This is a genomic window from Undibacterium sp. TC9W (genome assembly GCF_049339865.1).
Taxonomy (GTDB): domain Bacteria; phylum Pseudomonadota; class Gammaproteobacteria; order Burkholderiales; family Burkholderiaceae_D; genus Undibacterium.
Genome location: NZ_JBMPPJ010000021.1, coordinates 50,834 through 66,281, shown reverse-complemented (window position 1 = coordinate 66,281; position 15,448 = coordinate 50,834). Strand labels below are relative to the sequence as shown.

Genomic DNA, 15,448 nt, shown 5'->3' with positions numbered 1-15,448 from the left:
TTAGCTTAACGTAACACCATTTCCACACGCCTGTTTTTGGCACGGCCAGCATCTGCAGCATTGGAAGCACGCGGTGCCAGTGGGCCTACGCCTTTGGCGATCAGACGCGCATCGGCAATGCCATAGCCTTTGAGTGCTTCGACCACCGCCTGAGCCCGCTTGCCTGACAGTGTCATATTGTAGTCAAGCACACCCTGGGTGTCGGTATGGCCGACGATATACACGGCAGCGCTATTGGCTTTCAGGTATTTGGCCATTTCATCAAGCTGGGGTTTGGATTCTGGTTTGATGACGGCTTTGTCGGTATCAAAATACAGACCATAGAAACTGACTGCACCATTTGCAGCCAGTTCCTTGCTGATGGCGTCGGCATCAACGGTCACAATATTCTGTTCCATGGCTTTTGGTTCCAGCACTTCCACCAGCACAGTAACCCTGTCATTGAGGCTTTCACTCAGGTCCCCCATGCTGCCACCAGAATTGAGTGCAGCATACACCCCGACATAAGTCGTCGCTGCACCAGTTCCTTTTTGCAGCAGCGCATAACGGATGTCCTTGGCGCCATCGAAAACTCCCTGAACATAGCGATTCCGATTTACATCATAACCCTCGCCCTGCACATGGGTGCGTTTCTCATTCCAGTTGTATTTCAGGCTCTTGAAGGATGGGCCGCAGCTATCGTTATCACATTGGAATATGGGTTTGAAGCCTTTGCTGCCGAGGCTATCACTAAAATTACGGAACACTTCCAGCGAAGACCGTCCTTTGGGAGAAACATAGACAGTACGCGTCAGCGCACCCTCAGCTCTTTGTATCTTGGAAAATTTCTTGTTGCTGCTGTAATCTGGCTCCGTCGCCGGGCCAGCAGCAAAGACAATTTCATCATAGGCTTTTTGCGTCTGCAGCAGAATACTGGAGCCCTGGTAACGGCCTGTCAGGGGATGGTCCTTGGCATTCGGTGCATCCGTCGTCAATACTTTTTCATAGGCAGGATTGACGGCTGCCAACACCATGGAACTGGCAAACAGGGAAAGGACCAGCAGGGATGACTTCAGCGCATTGTGCATGATATTCCAGGCTCCTGAGAAATGACATTTTCTACAATAGCTTGTTAATGTAGCACAGGATTTTTCTGGAAAGTGGGTAGTGATACCTGCCAGCAAACTTAGTTACAAATTCAGCGCCAGAAAAAGAAAAAGCAGCGAATCCGCTGCTTTTCCTGATTCAACAACAAGGCTCTTTTTTATGCCTTAGCCAGCTTGACACTGCTGACATCCGCTGTCAGGTAACCGACTGCAGAAGCAAAACGGTCTTTGTAGTTGGCGCGTACCAGTGGGTCCAGCGTTGGTTTGACGATGGAATGAATCGCCAGCCAGTCACCCGCGTGCTGGAAGTTGCTGGTGATGTAAGTCCAGCCATTCAGGTCATCGACGACTGACAAGCCGGTAGCTTCAGCGCCCGAAGGCATGGAGGCAACACGTGACAACTTCTTGGTATCGACGTTATAAGCCCACAAGAAGTTGTTCACGTGGTAGCTGCTGTCTTCACCAATGAACAGAGTGCGCAGTTTTTCTGAGAACTTCAGATTGTCAGGTGCACCGATCTTGTCTGGATTAGCCAGGTTACCCAGCGCATCAGCAGTGATATCTTCGCCGATCAGCAGGGTCTTGGTTACTGTTGGTACCCAGTCGCTGTTGATGGCGGCACCAGCTGTATCTTTCTGGCCGCCAGCCAGTGTGTGCGCCAATACTGCACCGGCATTCACTGCTTTTTCCAGCGTCACGCCAAAGGCTTCATTCCAGGCGGCATTGCCACGCACCATGGAGCTTTGCATGTTTTGCAAAGCGGAGTAAGCGATCTTGTCCTTGGCATTGACTGTCGTGCCTTCAAGCTTGGTCAGGGCCATACTGCCACCCATCAGTGCTGCATAGCGGTGGGTTTCCAGGAAGGCTGCTGCTTTTTCCATGCCTGGTTTGATCTTGATCCACTGCACTTTGCCACTGTAGTAAATCTTGGTGAAGCTCGCATCTTTAGGATCGGCTGTTGCCACTTCCATGATGTCGGCAGGCTTGAGAGTATTTGCCATGGCTTCGATTTCTGCACTGGTGGCAGAGCCGAGCTTGATCCAGGTCAGAGCAGCACCGGCAGCAGCTGGGTCGATAGAGAAACCGGCACCGATTTTGGCAACATACAGTGAACCGGAAGACAGGTCTTTTTCTTTGTCGGCCACAAAAATGAAGATAGCACCGTTAGTGGCATCATCACCCATCAGTGCAGTGCGGTTGTCAGGCATGACTTGTACCAGCTCATGTGACAGGCGGCCCATGCAGTAATGTTTTTTCGCTGTGCCAGTACCGTCAGGATTGACAGTGATTTCTGGCATGTGACCATAGTGGTAAGGGTTAGCCTTATTCTCGTCACCAAACAAGTTCGTGCTATAGGCCTTGAACTGGGTATTGGTGGAGATAGTGAATGCATCAGGCTCGTATTCTTCACTCGACAGATGCGTGCCCCATGGGGACAAACTCGCACCGCAAGTAATCCACAGGCCGTTGACCTTGGACATATCTACGTTATGGTATTTCACCAGGCTCAGTTTGCCGGTAGCCTGGTCTTGATCCAGTGTCAGCACGGCGATAGGGGAAGGCAGTTTGCCATACATATCTGTCGTGCCATCCTGCGCCCAGGTCGTGTATTCAAACTGCACAACAGCGAATACTGCCTTGCCTTTGATACCTGTAACTGTCGGGTTTGCCACTGCCAGCAGGGATGTGCCGTCAGGAGAATCAGAGAAGAACTGGCGTTCTTTGCCAGCTACTGTCTTGTCGATGATAGGCTTGTTATTAATATCGTAGTAGCCGCCCGCCAGGATAGTGCCGCCGCTGCCATTTGGCACCAGGTCGCCAGTCAGGAAGAAAGGCTGGTAAGCCAGCTTGAAAGTTTGCGAACTATTGTCGCTGAAGTTGACGCTCAGTGTCGAACCCACAGTCGTGGTCGCCATTGCTGCTGCGTTTGCCAGAGATGGTGCTGGCATCGCCGTAAATTCTGCGCCAACAAAATTCGCTGCGACTGGCGTTACCGTCGCAGGTGTTGCTGCTGTCGAGCTACCACCACATGCACTCAGCAATGAGGCCGTGGAAAATGCGCCCAGCGGCAGCAAAGGAGCGCCAGCGAGGAATTTAAGTGCCTGACGGCGACCGGCTTGAGGTTGATCTGACATGATTCGAATTCCAAAAGTTGATTGCGACAAAATGAGCCAACCGGAGACTACTGGTCACCAATTGCGCGCCTGAATTTGCGATTAAAACCTTGCTATGAGTATGGGCAAGTTCGGGCAGGAGTATAAGAAGTGAATATGACAGGCAAGTGAAACGCGGGATTTTTTCTTTACTACACTTGCGCCAGACACCCAAATCGCTTGCTACTCCTGGCCGGAAAATTCTTTGCACAAATCCCGCCCTGCTCAATTCCGGCATCGCTGTTCAACACTTTTGCAACTGAATTGCATTTTTGAGGCATAATAAGCATATATAGAAGGCAGACGAGAGACAGCACGTACACCGTACTTAAACTGCACCTGGACAGTAAGCAGCATGCTCTTACGCCTGCCAGCAAACGATGGAATGACTATGAAATCACCCTCTACCCGAGCCAAACCTGCCACAACTGCCCATCATCAGGGCGCAGCCTCTATCCTGCTGTCGGGAGCTGGCGTGCGTGTGACTGATGCACGCCTGAATGTCTTGTCTGAACTCTTGTCCAGCCAGCGCGCACTGTCGCACCTGGAAGTGCAGGATGCCTTGCCTGACATGGACAGGGTTACCCTGTACCGGGCACTGGATTGCCTGACTGATGCCGGGCTGGCACATAAAATTTCTGGCGATGACAGGGTATTCCGCTACAGCACAGGTAGTGAGACAGCTGGCAACAAGGACCATCCGGCCCAGCATCAACACGGGCATTTCAAATGCACGCGTTGCGCACGGGTATTTTGTCTCGATGACGCCAAACAGCCGCCTGGCCTGCGCGAGCAATTGCAGGCTACTTTGCAGACCACACTGGGACGCGGTTTTAAAAGTCATGACATAGAGCTGACCATCAAAGGCTGGTGCGCCGACTGCGCTAAATAGGAGGAACTACGAAAAATCGCCCCAGCTGCGTTGCAGCTCCTGCAGTTTACAAGACCTTGTACTAAGGTACTGTCTTCGTCGCTGCGGTGAAGTCGGGATTTCGGACAACATGTTGTCCGCCGACGTAACGAACATCCCTTGCAAGGGATGTTTCTTGAAGCAACGGCCTTGCTGGGACAATTTTTCGTAATTCCTAAACAGTACAAGAACTTGTTAAGTATTAGAGAAAATCATGGCACTAATCCCTACCACTATCCTGACCGGTTTTCTGGGTGCAGGTAAAACCACGCTGCTGAACCGTATCCTGCAGGAAGATCACGGTCACAAGATTGCCGTTATCGAGAATGAATTTGGCCAGGAAAACATAGACAATGAAATTCTGGTGCAGGACAGCAACGAGCAAATCGTGGAAATGAATAATGGTTGCGTCTGCTGCACGGTGCGCGGCGACCTGATCGTCGCGTTGAGCAAGCTGATACAGCAAAAGAATGAAGGCAAACTGAGTTTTGACCGCGTGATCATAGAAACCACAGGCCTGGCCAACCCTGGCCCGGTAGCACAGACTTTTTTTGTCGATGAAGAAGTCGGCACATATTACATGCTCGATGCGGTGGTCACGGTGGTTGATGCCCGCCATGGCATGCAGCAACTCGATGAACATGAAGAAGCCCAGCGCCAGGTTGGCTTTGCCGACAAAATCCTGTTATCGAAAACTGATCTGGTTGATGCCGAAGCAGTAGCCGCATTGCGCGCCCGCCTGACCCGCATGAACCCGCGTGCGCCCATCGCGGCAGTCGATTTTGGCAAGGTTGCCATCAGCGAAGTGCTGGACCTGAAAGGCTTCAACCTGAATGCCAAGCTTGATCTCGACCCCGACTTCCTGCGTGCTGAAGAAGCAGAACATGAGCACGATCACGATCATGAAGCTTGCGATGCAGATTGCACGCATGAACACCATCATCATAACGAACATACAGAACATGCTGAGCACGGTGACCAAGCCCCGCATGTACACAACCACCATCACGCCCATCATTCTGACGATATCGCCGCCTTTGTGTTCAAGAGCACGCGCCCCTTCAACACCGGGCAGCTTGATGAATTCCTCGGTGGCCTGGTGCAAGTCTTTGGCCCGCGCATGTTGCGCTATAAAGGCGTATTACTGATGGAAGGCGCAGACCGCAAAGTCATTTTTCAGGGTGTGCATCAAATCATGGGAACTGATGTGGGTGCCAAGTGGGGAGAAAACGAATTGCGTGAAAGCAAGATGGTATTTATTGGCAAAAATCTACCTAAAGACATATTTATTCAAGGTTTGGAGCATTGTTTGGTATAAACTAGCGGGCTATTGAAGTCAGACCTTGTCTGTCGTGCAAGTGGCATTCATGCAAATGTCATTTACTTTATCAATAAGGGGAGGATAATTGTCTGGGACAAATGTTGTTTCAGATTTGTTCTATGTATTAACCCGTCGTATCGAAAGTTAGCGAAGTGGCAACTAAATCATCTAAATCGACTGCTACAGTCAGCGCACCCGAAGCTCTGCTCACCGAGGAAGAAATCCTCAAGATGGGCGAGAAGGACTATATGAACGCTGCACAACTGGCATTTTTCAAGGCCCGTTTGCAGCAGCTTGAGAAGGATTTATTGAAGAACGCCGACGAAACCACCGAGCATCTTCGTGAAACCGTATTAGTACCAGACCCGGCAGACCGTGCCACGATAGAGGAAGAACATGCGCTGGAATTGCGCACCCGCGATCGTGAACGCAAATTGCTGAAAAAAGTACAGCAATCCATCAATAGTATTGATGAAGGCGATTACGGCTGGTGCGAAGAAACCGGTGAACCAATTGGCGTACCACGCCTGCTGGCGCGTCCAACAGCGACTCTGTCGCTGGAAGCACAGCAAAGACGTGAAATGAAACAAAAGCTGTACGGTGACTGAGCTTTAGCATCAATGTCCTGCGCTTCTGATTCGCAAAAGCGTGCGGTGGCAACTGCGCGCTTTTTTATTGGAATTGAATGCAACCATGTTGCATTCAATTGAACTTTTATCAGATAATTGTTTCCAAGTCATGCAAGACCATGCCATCCTGCTGTCATAATACGGGTGTATTGTCGGTTTTTTGCTACAGATATTGATTAATTTTTTGACTTGAATTTGACCCGGTATTAACTGGAAGTAATCCCAAGATGTTACGCCCCACCCAGACCAGCATGAAAAACAGCAAGCAATGGTTGCTGTGTGTTCTGCTGCCTGCGCTGTTATTTACGCAATGGCTGGGGCTCGCACATCGTATCTCACATGCAGATGGCGCCAGCAGCCAGATAGTTACTGGTGGCTTGCAGCAAAGTGCACAACTGGGGACCTTCCTTTTTCAGTCTGGCAGCCAGGATGAGAATGGCAATACCCTGCACTCCTGTGCCTTGTACGATGCTGTCAGTGCCGCTGAATTCCTGCAACATATACCAGATGCCATAAAACTGCTGGCTGGCAAGGCTGTCGTTGGCCCCAGCCCTGCGATGCTGAGCTGGCATGCCCTGCTGCAAGTTCCTTTCTCTTCCCGCGCCCCACCTTCCCTGTTTGCCTGACCAGCGCCAGAACACCCTGTGTGGTGCTCTGGCTATCATATTTTCCTGATGTATTTTTTACATCAGGAAGGTCGCCGCTCTTTGCGTGCCACCCTTTGGTTTACATTGCAAACAGGAAATAACATGGTTTTTCAACGCACTCTGATCACCAGCGCAGTGCTGGCACTTTTGACGCCTGTACTGACACCCGCCTCTCAGGCATATGCCCAGACAAGCTCCACCAGCGATTCTGCATCTGGCACCATCAATACAGTGACCGTCACTTCCAACCCGATCAGCTCGGATGAGAATATGCAAGTGCTCACTCCAGCCAAGATATTGTCAGGACCAGAGCTAAGGGCCAAGATCGGCACCTCATTGGGCGACACCCTGGGAGCTGAACTCGGCGTATCTGCATCCGGTTTTGGTGCTGGCGCATCCCGCCCCATCATCCGTGGTCTGGAAGGCCCGCGTGTCAAAATCCTGCAAAATGGCATGGGTGTGGCGGACGTATCCAGCCTGTCGAATGATCATGCAGTCGCCAGTGAAAGCGCAACTGCCCAACAGATAGAAGTTTTGCGTGGCCCTGCTGCCTTACTATACGGCAGTGGTGCGATTGGTGGCCTCGTGAATGTCATCGACAACCGCATACCGACTATCCTGAACAAGAAAATGACGGGTGAAGGCGAAGTTCGCTTCGGCAGTGTCAATTCAGAAAAGAGTCTGTCATTCTCGCTGGATGGTTCCAGCGGCGTGATCGGCCTGCATGCAGACGGTGCCAGCCGCGAAACGGGCAATTATAAAATACCAGGCAATATCTCTTTGAGCGACCCCGCCTCAGGCAGTGGCCGTGTGCCATCCAGCTTTACCCGTGAATCTTCGCTGGCTTTGGGCGCGTCTGTCATCCAGCCCTGGGGCTATGTCGGTGCTGCAGTCCAAACCCTTAATGACCACTATGGTATTCCAACGGCAGAACGTTCCTTCATCGATTTGAAGCAAAACCGTCTCGACATTGATGGCTTGCTCAATTCACCATTGTCTGGTTTCGATACGCTCAAATACAAATTCAGCGCCACCGACTATAAGCACACAGAAAAAGCCGAGGACGGTACACCCGTTACTGACTTCAAAAACCAGATGCTGGAAAGCCGTATTTTGTTGTCTCACCCATCCTGGGCGGGCTGGCAAGGTAGCTGGGGCCTGCAGACTGAACAGGTGAAGTTTTCTGCCTTGTCTGCAACGACTGGCCGCGCTGATACGGTGCCAAGTACCAAGTCCAATTCAGTTGCCCTGTTCTTTGTCGAGCAAAAACAGATTGCCGATGTCATGGCCAGCACAGGTATGCGCTTTGAAAATGTGAAGCGCACACCGGATGCAAGCACTGGCCTGAAGGCGCGTGAATTCAATTTATTCTCGGCTTCTGTCGGTGGTTTGTGGCAATTCGACAAATCTTATGGCGCAGGCCTGAGCCTGTCATGGGCGCAACGTGCCCCGGCGACAGAAGAATTGTATTCCGCCGGGCCACATGAATCGACTGCGACTTTTGATATTGGCAATGCCGACATAAAAAAAGAAGCCTCGCGCAATCTGGAGTTCAGCATACAAAAAACCCATGGTCTGCTGCGCTGGAAGATCAATGCCTTCCTGAACAAGGTCAATAATTACATCTACGGCCATACCAATGGCATCAAGGTTGATGAAGCAGGTATCCCTGATGCTGATGCAGAATTTACGCTGCGCAACTGGTCGCAGGCATCTGCCACCATACGTGGCGGTGAAGCCGAGATCAGTTACAACCTGCTGGGTGAAGGCTGGTCGGGCCGCGCTTTTGCCGATTACTCTCGTGGCAGTCTTGACAATATGGGCAACCTGCCATTACAACCAGCCACACGTACCGGTTTTGACATTGGCTACCGCACTGGTGCATGGCGTGCTGGCGTGGATGTCTTGCATGCCTTGCGCCAGGACAGGCTGGCCAGTTTTGAAGGTTTTGTTACACCAGCGTATACCAAGGTCGATACCAGCCTGACTTATACCCATCCTTATCAGAACATGCAGCTGACCTGGTTCCTGATGGCAAAGAATTTGCTGAATCAGGATATCCGTCTTTCTACTTCAGTTTTGAAAGAAACCCTGCCTCAGCCCGGCAGAAATGTGCTGGCAGGACTGCGTGTCAGCTTTTAATGTTAAAAAATCAGCTAAGAATTGCAAGAAAAATGTAAGCAGATGTAATTGACGTTTAGGTTATTAATTCATAAGCTGTAGGTATGGGAGGCGGCATCCGCCCCCATTTCCTGCAAAAAAGCTGCTTTTTTGCAAGGTTTTCACAGATCTTGCGTAGCAATTAAAAGAACATTTCAAGAAAAACTGTCTGGACTAGTTGAGCCCAGTCAACCATTGGAACGGAAATCAGAATATACTAAGCACTCGTCAAATTCGCTACCGGGTGGTCAGCGCTTCTATTCTTATTTGGGAACAAAGTGGGGATTTTTTCTCTTTTCGGTAAAAAAGGTGTCAAGCAAGAAGATCGCTCCACCGAGAAATCTTCTTCGAGAAAGACGCGCTCCAAGAATGGTAATACCGTCATTGGCGGTTTCCAGGACAGTGAGGTTTTTAGCAATTCGATTATTGCTCAGCGCCATATCGCCCGTGCTACCGAGAGAAAAATTGACGCCATAGAATTTGAAATGTCGCGTGACATCGTCAAGACCCGTCCACCGACCATTACCAAAACCGATTTGGGTGCCCCCACCCAGCCGCTGGAAAGAAAAGCGCCGCCGGTAGAATTCCAGACCACATTGCCGATGATGATGCCTACAGATTATCTGTTAGGGCAAAACTCGGAAATGTCGGCCTCTGCCCTCGCCTACAGCGAAACCGTGCCTGTACTGGAAGAAGCAGCCATCCTGTTTGCCAGTGGCCAGAATGAAGTTGCTGAACAGATGCTGGCGTCTGCCGTGCATAACCATGAACTCGGTGGCGCCACGGAAATTGGCTGGCAAATGCTGTTTGACCTGTACCGCATCACGAACGACCAGCACAAGTTTGAAAGCCTGTCGCTTGATTACGCCAACAAGTTTGAAACCTCGCCGCCACTGTGGCCAGAAAACCAGACTGCCAATGATAATGATGCTGAAGCCCAGGGCGACACCACCGTAGCGAATGTCAGCTTCCCGGCCAAGCTTGATAGCACTACCATCAAATCACTCGAGAAATTGCAGATAGCGGCAGGCAAGAGTAAAAGCCTGCGCCTGGATTTTTCCCGCGTCAAGGAAGTTGATCCCATAGGTTGCGGCTTGTTATTGCGCGCCCTCAAGGGTTTGAAGAAATCCGGCCATGACCTGTTACTGGTGGGCGCCAAAGACCTGGCGGATAAAATCCGCAGTATCTTGCTGGTAGGCCGCCGCGACGAAACTGAGGCACCATGGCTTTTGTTGCTTGAAATCCTGCAATTACTGCATTTTGAGCAAGCCTTCGAAGAAGTCAGTATGGATTACTGTATTACTTTCGAAGTGTCGCCGCCATCGTTTGAAGCGCCAAAGAACAATGTCACCAGCGCCCTGCCTGAAGCTCCGGCGCAGGAAGAAGCATCTGACCGCTACATGATGCCCAAAGTGGTTGAAGGCAAGACAGAATTCCTGATTTCCAATATTGCCATGCAGGCAGAACAGCACAATCCGCTGATTCTTGATTGCACCCGTCTTGAACGTGTGGAATTCGGTGCGTCTGCACAATTATTGAATGGCCTGGCGCCTATCGCCAGCAAAGCCGGCATGAATATACGCTTTGAAGGCGTCAATTATCTGGTCATGATGTTGTTCAATGCCATGGGCCTGAAAAACATCGCCAGCATTATCCCCCGCAAGCACTAAACTGCAGCAAGGTGGGCTTTTGCCCGCCCATTTGCTGTCATATATACACGTGGTTTGTTCACGCTTGCAATTCAGAAAAAACACCCCATTTTCTACGAATCAGGCAATTTGGCCTGCTTATACTGCCCGTTCATGATCCATGTTCGCGTGCAGGAATGGCATTATTTTTTGAGGTTCATATGGAACAATTTCACGGCACCACGATCTTGACGGTGCGACGCGGCAACCTTGTTGCCCTGGGCGGCGACGGTCAGGTGACACTGGGCAATATCGTCATGAAGGGCACTGCACGCAAGGTACGCAAGCTGTATCACAACAAGGTGCTGGCCGGTTTTGCTGGCGGCACGGCTGACGCTTTTACATTAATAGAACGTTTTGAATCCAAGCTGGAAAAGCACCAGGGTCACCTGATGCGCGCATCGGTAGAACTGGCCAAGGACTGGCGCACCGACCGCATGTTGCGCCGCCTGGAAGCCATGTTGCTGGTCGCGGACAAGGATACGACACTGGTCATCACCGGCAATGGTGACGTACTGGAACCCAACCAGGGTATAGGCGCAATCGGCTCTGGCGGCACTTTCGCCCAGTCTGCCGCGATTGCCCTGTTTGAAAATACCGATTTGTCACCTGTCGACATCGTCAAGAAATCCCTGACTATTGCTGGTGAGTTGTGCATTTATACCAACTTGTCGCACACCATAGAAACACTGGAATGAATTGGAATACGCAATGAACATGACCCCGCAAGAGATCGTCTCTGAACTCGATAAACATGTAGTTGGCCAGTCCAAGGCCAAGCGCGCCGTCGCCATCGCCCTGCGTAACCGCTGGCGCCGTCAACAGGTGCAGGAACCACTGCGCCATGAAATCACACCCAAGAATATCCTGATGATAGGCCCGACAGGCGTAGGTAAAACCGAGATCGCCCGTCGCCTGGCCAAACTGGCAGATGCACCCTTTATCAAAATCGAAGCGACCAAATTTACTGAAGTTGGTTATGTAGGCCGCGATGTTGATACCATCATCCGTGACCTCGTCGATATCGGCATCAAGCAAACCCGCGAGACAGCCACCCGCAAGGTACGTGCCCGTGCGGAGGATGCGGCTGAAGACCGCATACTCGATATCCTGTTGCCACCGGCGCGCGACTTTGGTTTCCAGCCTACTGAAACCGAAGCTGCAACGCCAGACAACACCACCCGCCAGACTTTCCGCAAGCGCCTGCGTGAAGGTGCACTCGATGACAAGGAAGTTGAAATCGAAGTGGCCGAAGGCGTCACCCACATGGAAATCATGGCACCGCCGGGCATGGAAGAAATGACCGAGCAGATCAAGACCATGTTCTCGGGCATGGGTAATGGCCGCAAGAAATCACGCAAGCTGAAAATCAAGGAAGCGATGAAGTTCCTGATTGAAGAAGAAGCGGGCAAACTCGTCAATGAAGAAGAACTGAAACAGGATGCGATCCGCAATGTAGAGCAAAACGGCATCGTCTTTCTCGATGAAATTGACAAGATCGCCTCACGTTCAGAAACTGGCGGTGCAGAAGTCTCACGCGCTGGTGTACAGCGTGACTTGCTGCCACTGGTAGAAGGTACAACCGTCAATACCAAGTATGGCATGGTCAAGACTGACCATATCCTGTTCATTGCGTCTGGCGCTTTCCATCTGGCCAAGCCGTCCGACCTGATACCTGAGTTGCAGGGCCGTTTCCCTATCCGCGTGGAGCTGGAATCTTTGTCCATCGCTGATTTTGAACGTATCCTGACAGGCACCGATGCCTGCCTGACACGTCAATACCAGGCCTTGCTGGCAACCGAAGACGTGCAGATAGACTTCACGCCTGAAGGCGTTGAGCGCCTGGCTGGCATCGCTTATTCTGTCAATGAAACGACAGAAAACATCGGCGCCCGCCGTCTATATACGGTCATGGAAAAGCTGCTGGAAGAGATTTCTTTCGATGCTCACCAGAATAGCGGCAAGACTGTCACTATCGATGCTGCCTACGTCAATGAACGTCTGGAAGCCTTGTCAGTCAATGAAGATCTGTCACGCTACGTGCTGTAATTTTAGTCTTAGTTTAAATTTGCAATCTGGGATTCAAGATGGCTAACAAGGCGCTGGCAACACGACAACGCATGCAGTTTCGCGTTGAGCCCTCTCAAATCCCGACCCGGACCTCGGCCAAAGGCAGCGCTAATCAGGTAAGGAAAGTCTTGCCTGATTACCTGACTGCGAAAAGAAATACCAAATCTCTGTCACTGCCTGCTACTGCTGCGGCAAACACCGCAAGCAGTACAGACGAACAACAAGAAAATTAAACCTTCAGGAATACACCCATGTTTAGCACTCCGGCTGCCAGCGACAAACCCGATTACCCCATGCTGGCGCGCCAGTTGGCCAGCGTACTCGAAGGTGAACGCAATCTGATCACCAATGCCGCGCAGTTTTCTGCCTTCATTTACAGCAGCATCACAGATTTGAATTGGGCTGGATTTTACCTGTGCGCACCGGCCAGCAAGCCAGATGCAGAATTCCCGAATGACCTGCTGTTGGGCCCATTCCAGGGTAAGGTCGCCTGCACCCGCATTCCATTCAAACGCGGGGTATGCGGTACGGCCGCAGCAGAACGACGTACCGTGCTGGTGGAAGACGTACATGCATTTCCGGGACACATCGCCTGTGATTCAGCATCCAACTCTGAAATAGTCATCCCTTTGATCAAGGACGGCGAGATTTATGGTGTGTTTGATATCGACAGCCCGCGCCTGAAACGCTTCGATGCAGAAGACCAGTTGGGTCTTGAGAACCTGCTCGCCATCTTTACGGCTGCGACAGATTTTAAATAATAGCAATACCAGTGCCCTGTGAAATCAGCAAGAATGTGGCGAGTGGCAGACAAAGACCATGGCTACCATGGTCTTTTTTGTTAAGCTATGTCAAAACTGCCTAATTTCTGTCTTTGCCCGGTCTTTGTCGCTCTACACTGAGTTCATTGAAATTGAGCAAAATTCAGAAGACCCAGGGAGATGGCATCATGGCAGGATGCAGACGCCGGAAAATGCTACACATGCACAAGCAGCCTTTGCGCAGGCGTGATGTGATGACGCGCTTCATGGTCGATCTCGGCATCCACTATCTTGAAGTACTGGGGCTGACCAAGGCCATGCACTTCTTGCGCAGGCACCATGTGCCTGATACAGTCATCACTCGCGTCCTGCACTCGCCCGAATACAGGCGGCGCTACTGAGATGCTGTTAATGCGTTTACTGATGGCATTTCTAATAACACTACTAATGCGTTTCCTGCTTCGCATCCCTGGCCAGCAAGCGGCTGATCATTTCCTGTAATGAAATCCCGTCAAACAAGACACCTGACACCGCATCGGTAATCGGCATCTGTATGCCCAGTTGCTGAGCCAGCGCCCGTACTGCCTGCGCACAACGCACGCCTTCTGCAACATGGCCGAGTTCATGCACAATGACGTCCAGGGATTTACCCTGGGCCAGCGCCAGGCCAACCTTGCGGTTGCGCGATAAATCACCGGTACAGGTGAGTATCAAATCGCCTACACCTGTCAGGCCCATCAGGGTTTCTGAACGTCCCCCAAGAGCAACGCCCAGACGGCTGATTTCTGCCAGGCCACGGGTGATCAGCGCAGCCCGCGCATTCAGGCCCAGACCCAGGCCATCGGCCACGCCAGTCGCAATCGCCAGAATATTTTTGACTGCACCACCGACTTCAACACCTACCACGTCGTCACTGGAATACACCCGCATGGCATTCACATGCAGGGCCTGTACCACCAGGCTGCTGAGTTCATTGGACTTTGAGGCAATCGTCAATGCACAAGGCAAGCCTTTGGCTACTTCCTGTGCAAACGAGGGGCCAGACAAGGCACCGAAGGCAGTGTCCTGTCCAAGCACCTGCTCTGCCACCTGGTGTGGCAAAAGCTGCGTGGATTCTTCAAAGCCCTTGCATAGCCAGATGATGTTCCTGGGCTGGTAAGCACGGCAGGCTTCCAGAGTGGGGCGCAAGCCAGAGACTGAGGTGGCAATTACCAGCAAGTCGTCATCGCCAGCGGCATGTGCCATGGCAGCGGCAAAATCTGCCGTCACCTGCAAGTTGTCAGGAAAAGGGAAACCACTTAAATAATCATTATTTTGCCTGTCTGCCTGCATGGCAGACATCGCAGCCTGATTACGCCCCCACAGCAAAACATTGTTTTTTGCAGCAAAGGCAATTGCCATGGCAGTGCCCCAGGCACCTGCGCCCAATACGCTGATATTCATGCTTGTCCCTGACTCCTGCTTATTTTAATAACCGGGGTAGATGTAAAAAAAGGACAGCGGGCTGTCCTTTTTTGCAAACTGTCATCTGCCTATATATTCAGCCCGGACACTACAAGCCCCAGACTTCATTGATTTTGACAAAGCCTAACTGGCCGTCACGGTGTTTCACTTTGACCCAACCACCAGCAGCAGGCTCGGCCATTTCCAGCAAGACATGCTTGTCGGCACTAAAGACCAGCGGGGCAGATTCGTCTGCCGCTGCCCTGATCTTGGCATTTGCGGCCCGTACTACCAGACTGCGGCGGGTGATCAAATCCTTGGATTCAACCCAGCTCATTTCACCGCTGACATCTCTTACCTTGCTCCATGTGCCAGAAGTAAATACCACTTCCAGCGGCATGCCACGCGGAGCCACTGCCAGCTTCGCACCTTTGGCAGACGGGGCATCGTACAGGATGACTGGCGAAGCGCCGACGGAACGAAATTCCAAAGCCTGCGCCGCACTACTCGCAAGCAGCGTCAATAACAACAGGGGCACAGGCATCAGCAGACGTCGCATGTTTGCTTTCATCAGGCAGATC

At 51.6% G+C, this 15,448-nt stretch carries 15 protein-coding genes; 11 read left to right on the top strand and 4 right to left on the bottom strand.

Annotated elements, in window-relative coordinates; genetic code table 11:
* Positions 1-5: 5 nt before the first annotated feature.
* Together ACO0LN_RS23845 and ACO0LN_RS23840 are read right to left on the bottom strand one after the other, a co-directional pair.
* Positions 6-1,067, bottom strand: a complete 1,062-nt coding sequence (locus ACO0LN_RS23845; RefSeq protein WP_422978137.1) for an OmpA family protein — start codon at positions 1,065-1,067, stop codon at positions 6-8.
* A gap of 176 nt (positions 1,068-1,243) precedes the next feature.
* Positions 1,244-3,220, bottom strand: a complete 1,977-nt coding sequence (locus ACO0LN_RS23840; protein WP_422978135.1) for a PhoX family protein — start codon at positions 3,218-3,220, stop codon at positions 1,244-1,246.
* Between the two features lie 409 nt (positions 3,221-3,629).
* Here ACO0LN_RS23840 and ACO0LN_RS23835 point away from each other — a divergent pair, with 409 nt between their 5' ends.
* From ACO0LN_RS23835 to ACO0LN_RS23785, 11 genes are all read left to right on the top strand, one after another.
* Entirely contained in the window at positions 3,630-4,130 is a 501-nt protein-coding gene (locus ACO0LN_RS23835) for a Fur family transcriptional regulator (RefSeq protein WP_422950073.1), read from the top strand.
* A 232-nt stretch (positions 4,131-4,362) separates the two neighbouring features.
* Complete coding sequence (locus tag ACO0LN_RS23830; protein WP_422978133.1) at positions 4,363-5,466, top strand: CobW family GTP-binding protein; 1,104 nt, start codon at positions 4,363-4,365, stop codon at positions 5,464-5,466.
* Positions 5,467-5,672: 206 nt separating this feature from the next.
* Positions 5,673-6,077 (top strand): RNA polymerase-binding protein DksA, encoded by a 405-nt coding sequence (gene dksA, locus ACO0LN_RS23825; protein WP_110256573.1) that lies wholly within the window; start codon positions 5,673-5,675, stop codon positions 6,075-6,077.
* A 248-nt stretch (positions 6,078-6,325) separates the two neighbouring features.
* Entirely contained in the window at positions 6,326-6,724 is a 399-nt protein-coding gene (locus ACO0LN_RS23820; protein WP_422978131.1) for a hypothetical protein, read from the top strand.
* A 123-nt stretch (positions 6,725-6,847) separates the two neighbouring features.
* Complete coding sequence (locus ACO0LN_RS23815) at positions 6,848-8,887, top strand: TonB-dependent receptor (protein WP_422978129.1); 2,040 nt, start codon at positions 6,848-6,850, stop codon at positions 8,885-8,887.
* Positions 8,888-9,183: 296 nt separating this feature from the next.
* Positions 9,184-10,575, top strand: a complete 1,392-nt coding sequence (locus ACO0LN_RS23810; RefSeq protein ID WP_422950069.1) for a hypothetical protein — start codon at positions 9,184-9,186, stop codon at positions 10,573-10,575.
* Positions 10,576-10,754: 179 nt separating this feature from the next.
* Complete coding sequence (gene hslV, locus ACO0LN_RS23805; protein ID WP_162043733.1) at positions 10,755-11,291, top strand: ATP-dependent protease subunit HslV; 537 nt, start codon at positions 10,755-10,757, stop codon at positions 11,289-11,291.
* A gap of 13 nt (positions 11,292-11,304) precedes the next feature.
* Positions 11,305-12,642 carry an ATP-dependent protease ATPase subunit HslU gene (gene hslU / locus ACO0LN_RS23800; RefSeq protein WP_422978127.1) on the top strand — a complete coding sequence of 446 codons (1,338 nt, stop codon included), beginning with the start codon at positions 11,305-11,307 and terminating at the stop codon, positions 12,640-12,642.
* A gap of 38 nt (positions 12,643-12,680) precedes the next feature.
* A complete protein-coding gene (locus ACO0LN_RS23795; RefSeq protein ID WP_422978125.1) occupies positions 12,681-12,896 on the top strand; it encodes a hypothetical protein in 216 nt (71 codons plus the stop codon).
* Positions 12,897-12,914: 18 nt separating this feature from the next.
* Positions 12,915-13,424, top strand: a complete 510-nt coding sequence (locus ACO0LN_RS23790) for a GAF domain-containing protein (protein ID WP_422978123.1) — start codon at positions 12,915-12,917, stop codon at positions 13,422-13,424.
* Between the two features lie 221 nt (positions 13,425-13,645).
* The gene (locus tag ACO0LN_RS23785) at positions 13,646-13,825 is read left to right on the top strand and encodes a hypothetical protein (RefSeq protein WP_422978121.1); all 180 of its coding nucleotides are present in this window, start codon (positions 13,646-13,648) and stop codon (positions 13,823-13,825) included.
* A gap of 43 nt (positions 13,826-13,868) precedes the next feature.
* Here the strand turns inward: ACO0LN_RS23785 and ACO0LN_RS23780 are convergent, their stop codons facing one another.
* Entirely contained in the window at positions 13,869-14,867 is a 999-nt protein-coding gene (locus tag ACO0LN_RS23780; protein ID WP_422978119.1) for an NAD(P)H-dependent glycerol-3-phosphate dehydrogenase, read from the bottom strand.
* Positions 14,868-14,976: 109 nt separating this feature from the next.
* Positions 14,977-15,426 carry an SH3 domain-containing protein gene (locus ACO0LN_RS23775; protein ID WP_422978117.1) on the bottom strand — a complete coding sequence of 150 codons (450 nt, stop codon included), beginning with the start codon at positions 15,424-15,426 and terminating at the stop codon, positions 14,977-14,979.
* Between the last annotated feature and the right edge of the window lie 22 nt (positions 15,427-15,448).

Bases quoted from the DNA above. Each gene is read 5' to 3' on its own strand.
- ACO0LN_RS23845 (WP_422978137.1), bottom strand. From the start codon at position 1,067: ATGCACAATGCGCTGAAGTCATCCCTGCTGGTCCTTTCCCTGTTTGCC.
- ACO0LN_RS23840 (WP_422978135.1), bottom strand. From the start codon at position 3,220: ATGTCAGATCAACCTCAAGCCGGTCGCCGTCAGGCACTTAAATTCCTC.
- ACO0LN_RS23835 (WP_422950073.1), top strand. From the start codon at position 3,630: ATGAAATCACCCTCTACCCGAGCCAAACCTGCCACAACTGCCCATCAT.
- ACO0LN_RS23830 (WP_422978133.1), top strand. From the start codon at position 4,363: ATGGCACTAATCCCTACCACTATCCTGACCGGTTTTCTGGGTGCAGGT.
- ACO0LN_RS23820 (WP_422978131.1), top strand. From the start codon at position 6,326: ATGTTACGCCCCACCCAGACCAGCATGAAAAACAGCAAGCAATGGTTG.
- ACO0LN_RS23815 (WP_422978129.1), top strand. From the start codon at position 6,848: ATGGTTTTTCAACGCACTCTGATCACCAGCGCAGTGCTGGCACTTTTG.
- hslV (WP_162043733.1), top strand. From the start codon at position 10,755: ATGGAACAATTTCACGGCACCACGATCTTGACGGTGCGACGCGGCAAC.
- hslU (WP_422978127.1), top strand. From the start codon at position 11,305: ATGAACATGACCCCGCAAGAGATCGTCTCTGAACTCGATAAACATGTA.
- ACO0LN_RS23795 (WP_422978125.1), top strand. From the start codon at position 12,681: ATGGCTAACAAGGCGCTGGCAACACGACAACGCATGCAGTTTCGCGTT.
- ACO0LN_RS23790 (WP_422978123.1), top strand. From the start codon at position 12,915: ATGTTTAGCACTCCGGCTGCCAGCGACAAACCCGATTACCCCATGCTG.
- ACO0LN_RS23785 (WP_422978121.1), top strand. From the start codon at position 13,646: ATGCACAAGCAGCCTTTGCGCAGGCGTGATGTGATGACGCGCTTCATG.
- ACO0LN_RS23780 (WP_422978119.1), bottom strand. From the start codon at position 14,867: ATGAATATCAGCGTATTGGGCGCAGGTGCCTGGGGCACTGCCATGGCA.
- ACO0LN_RS23775 (WP_422978117.1), bottom strand. From the start codon at position 15,426: ATGCGACGTCTGCTGATGCCTGTGCCCCTGTTGTTATTGACGCTGCTT.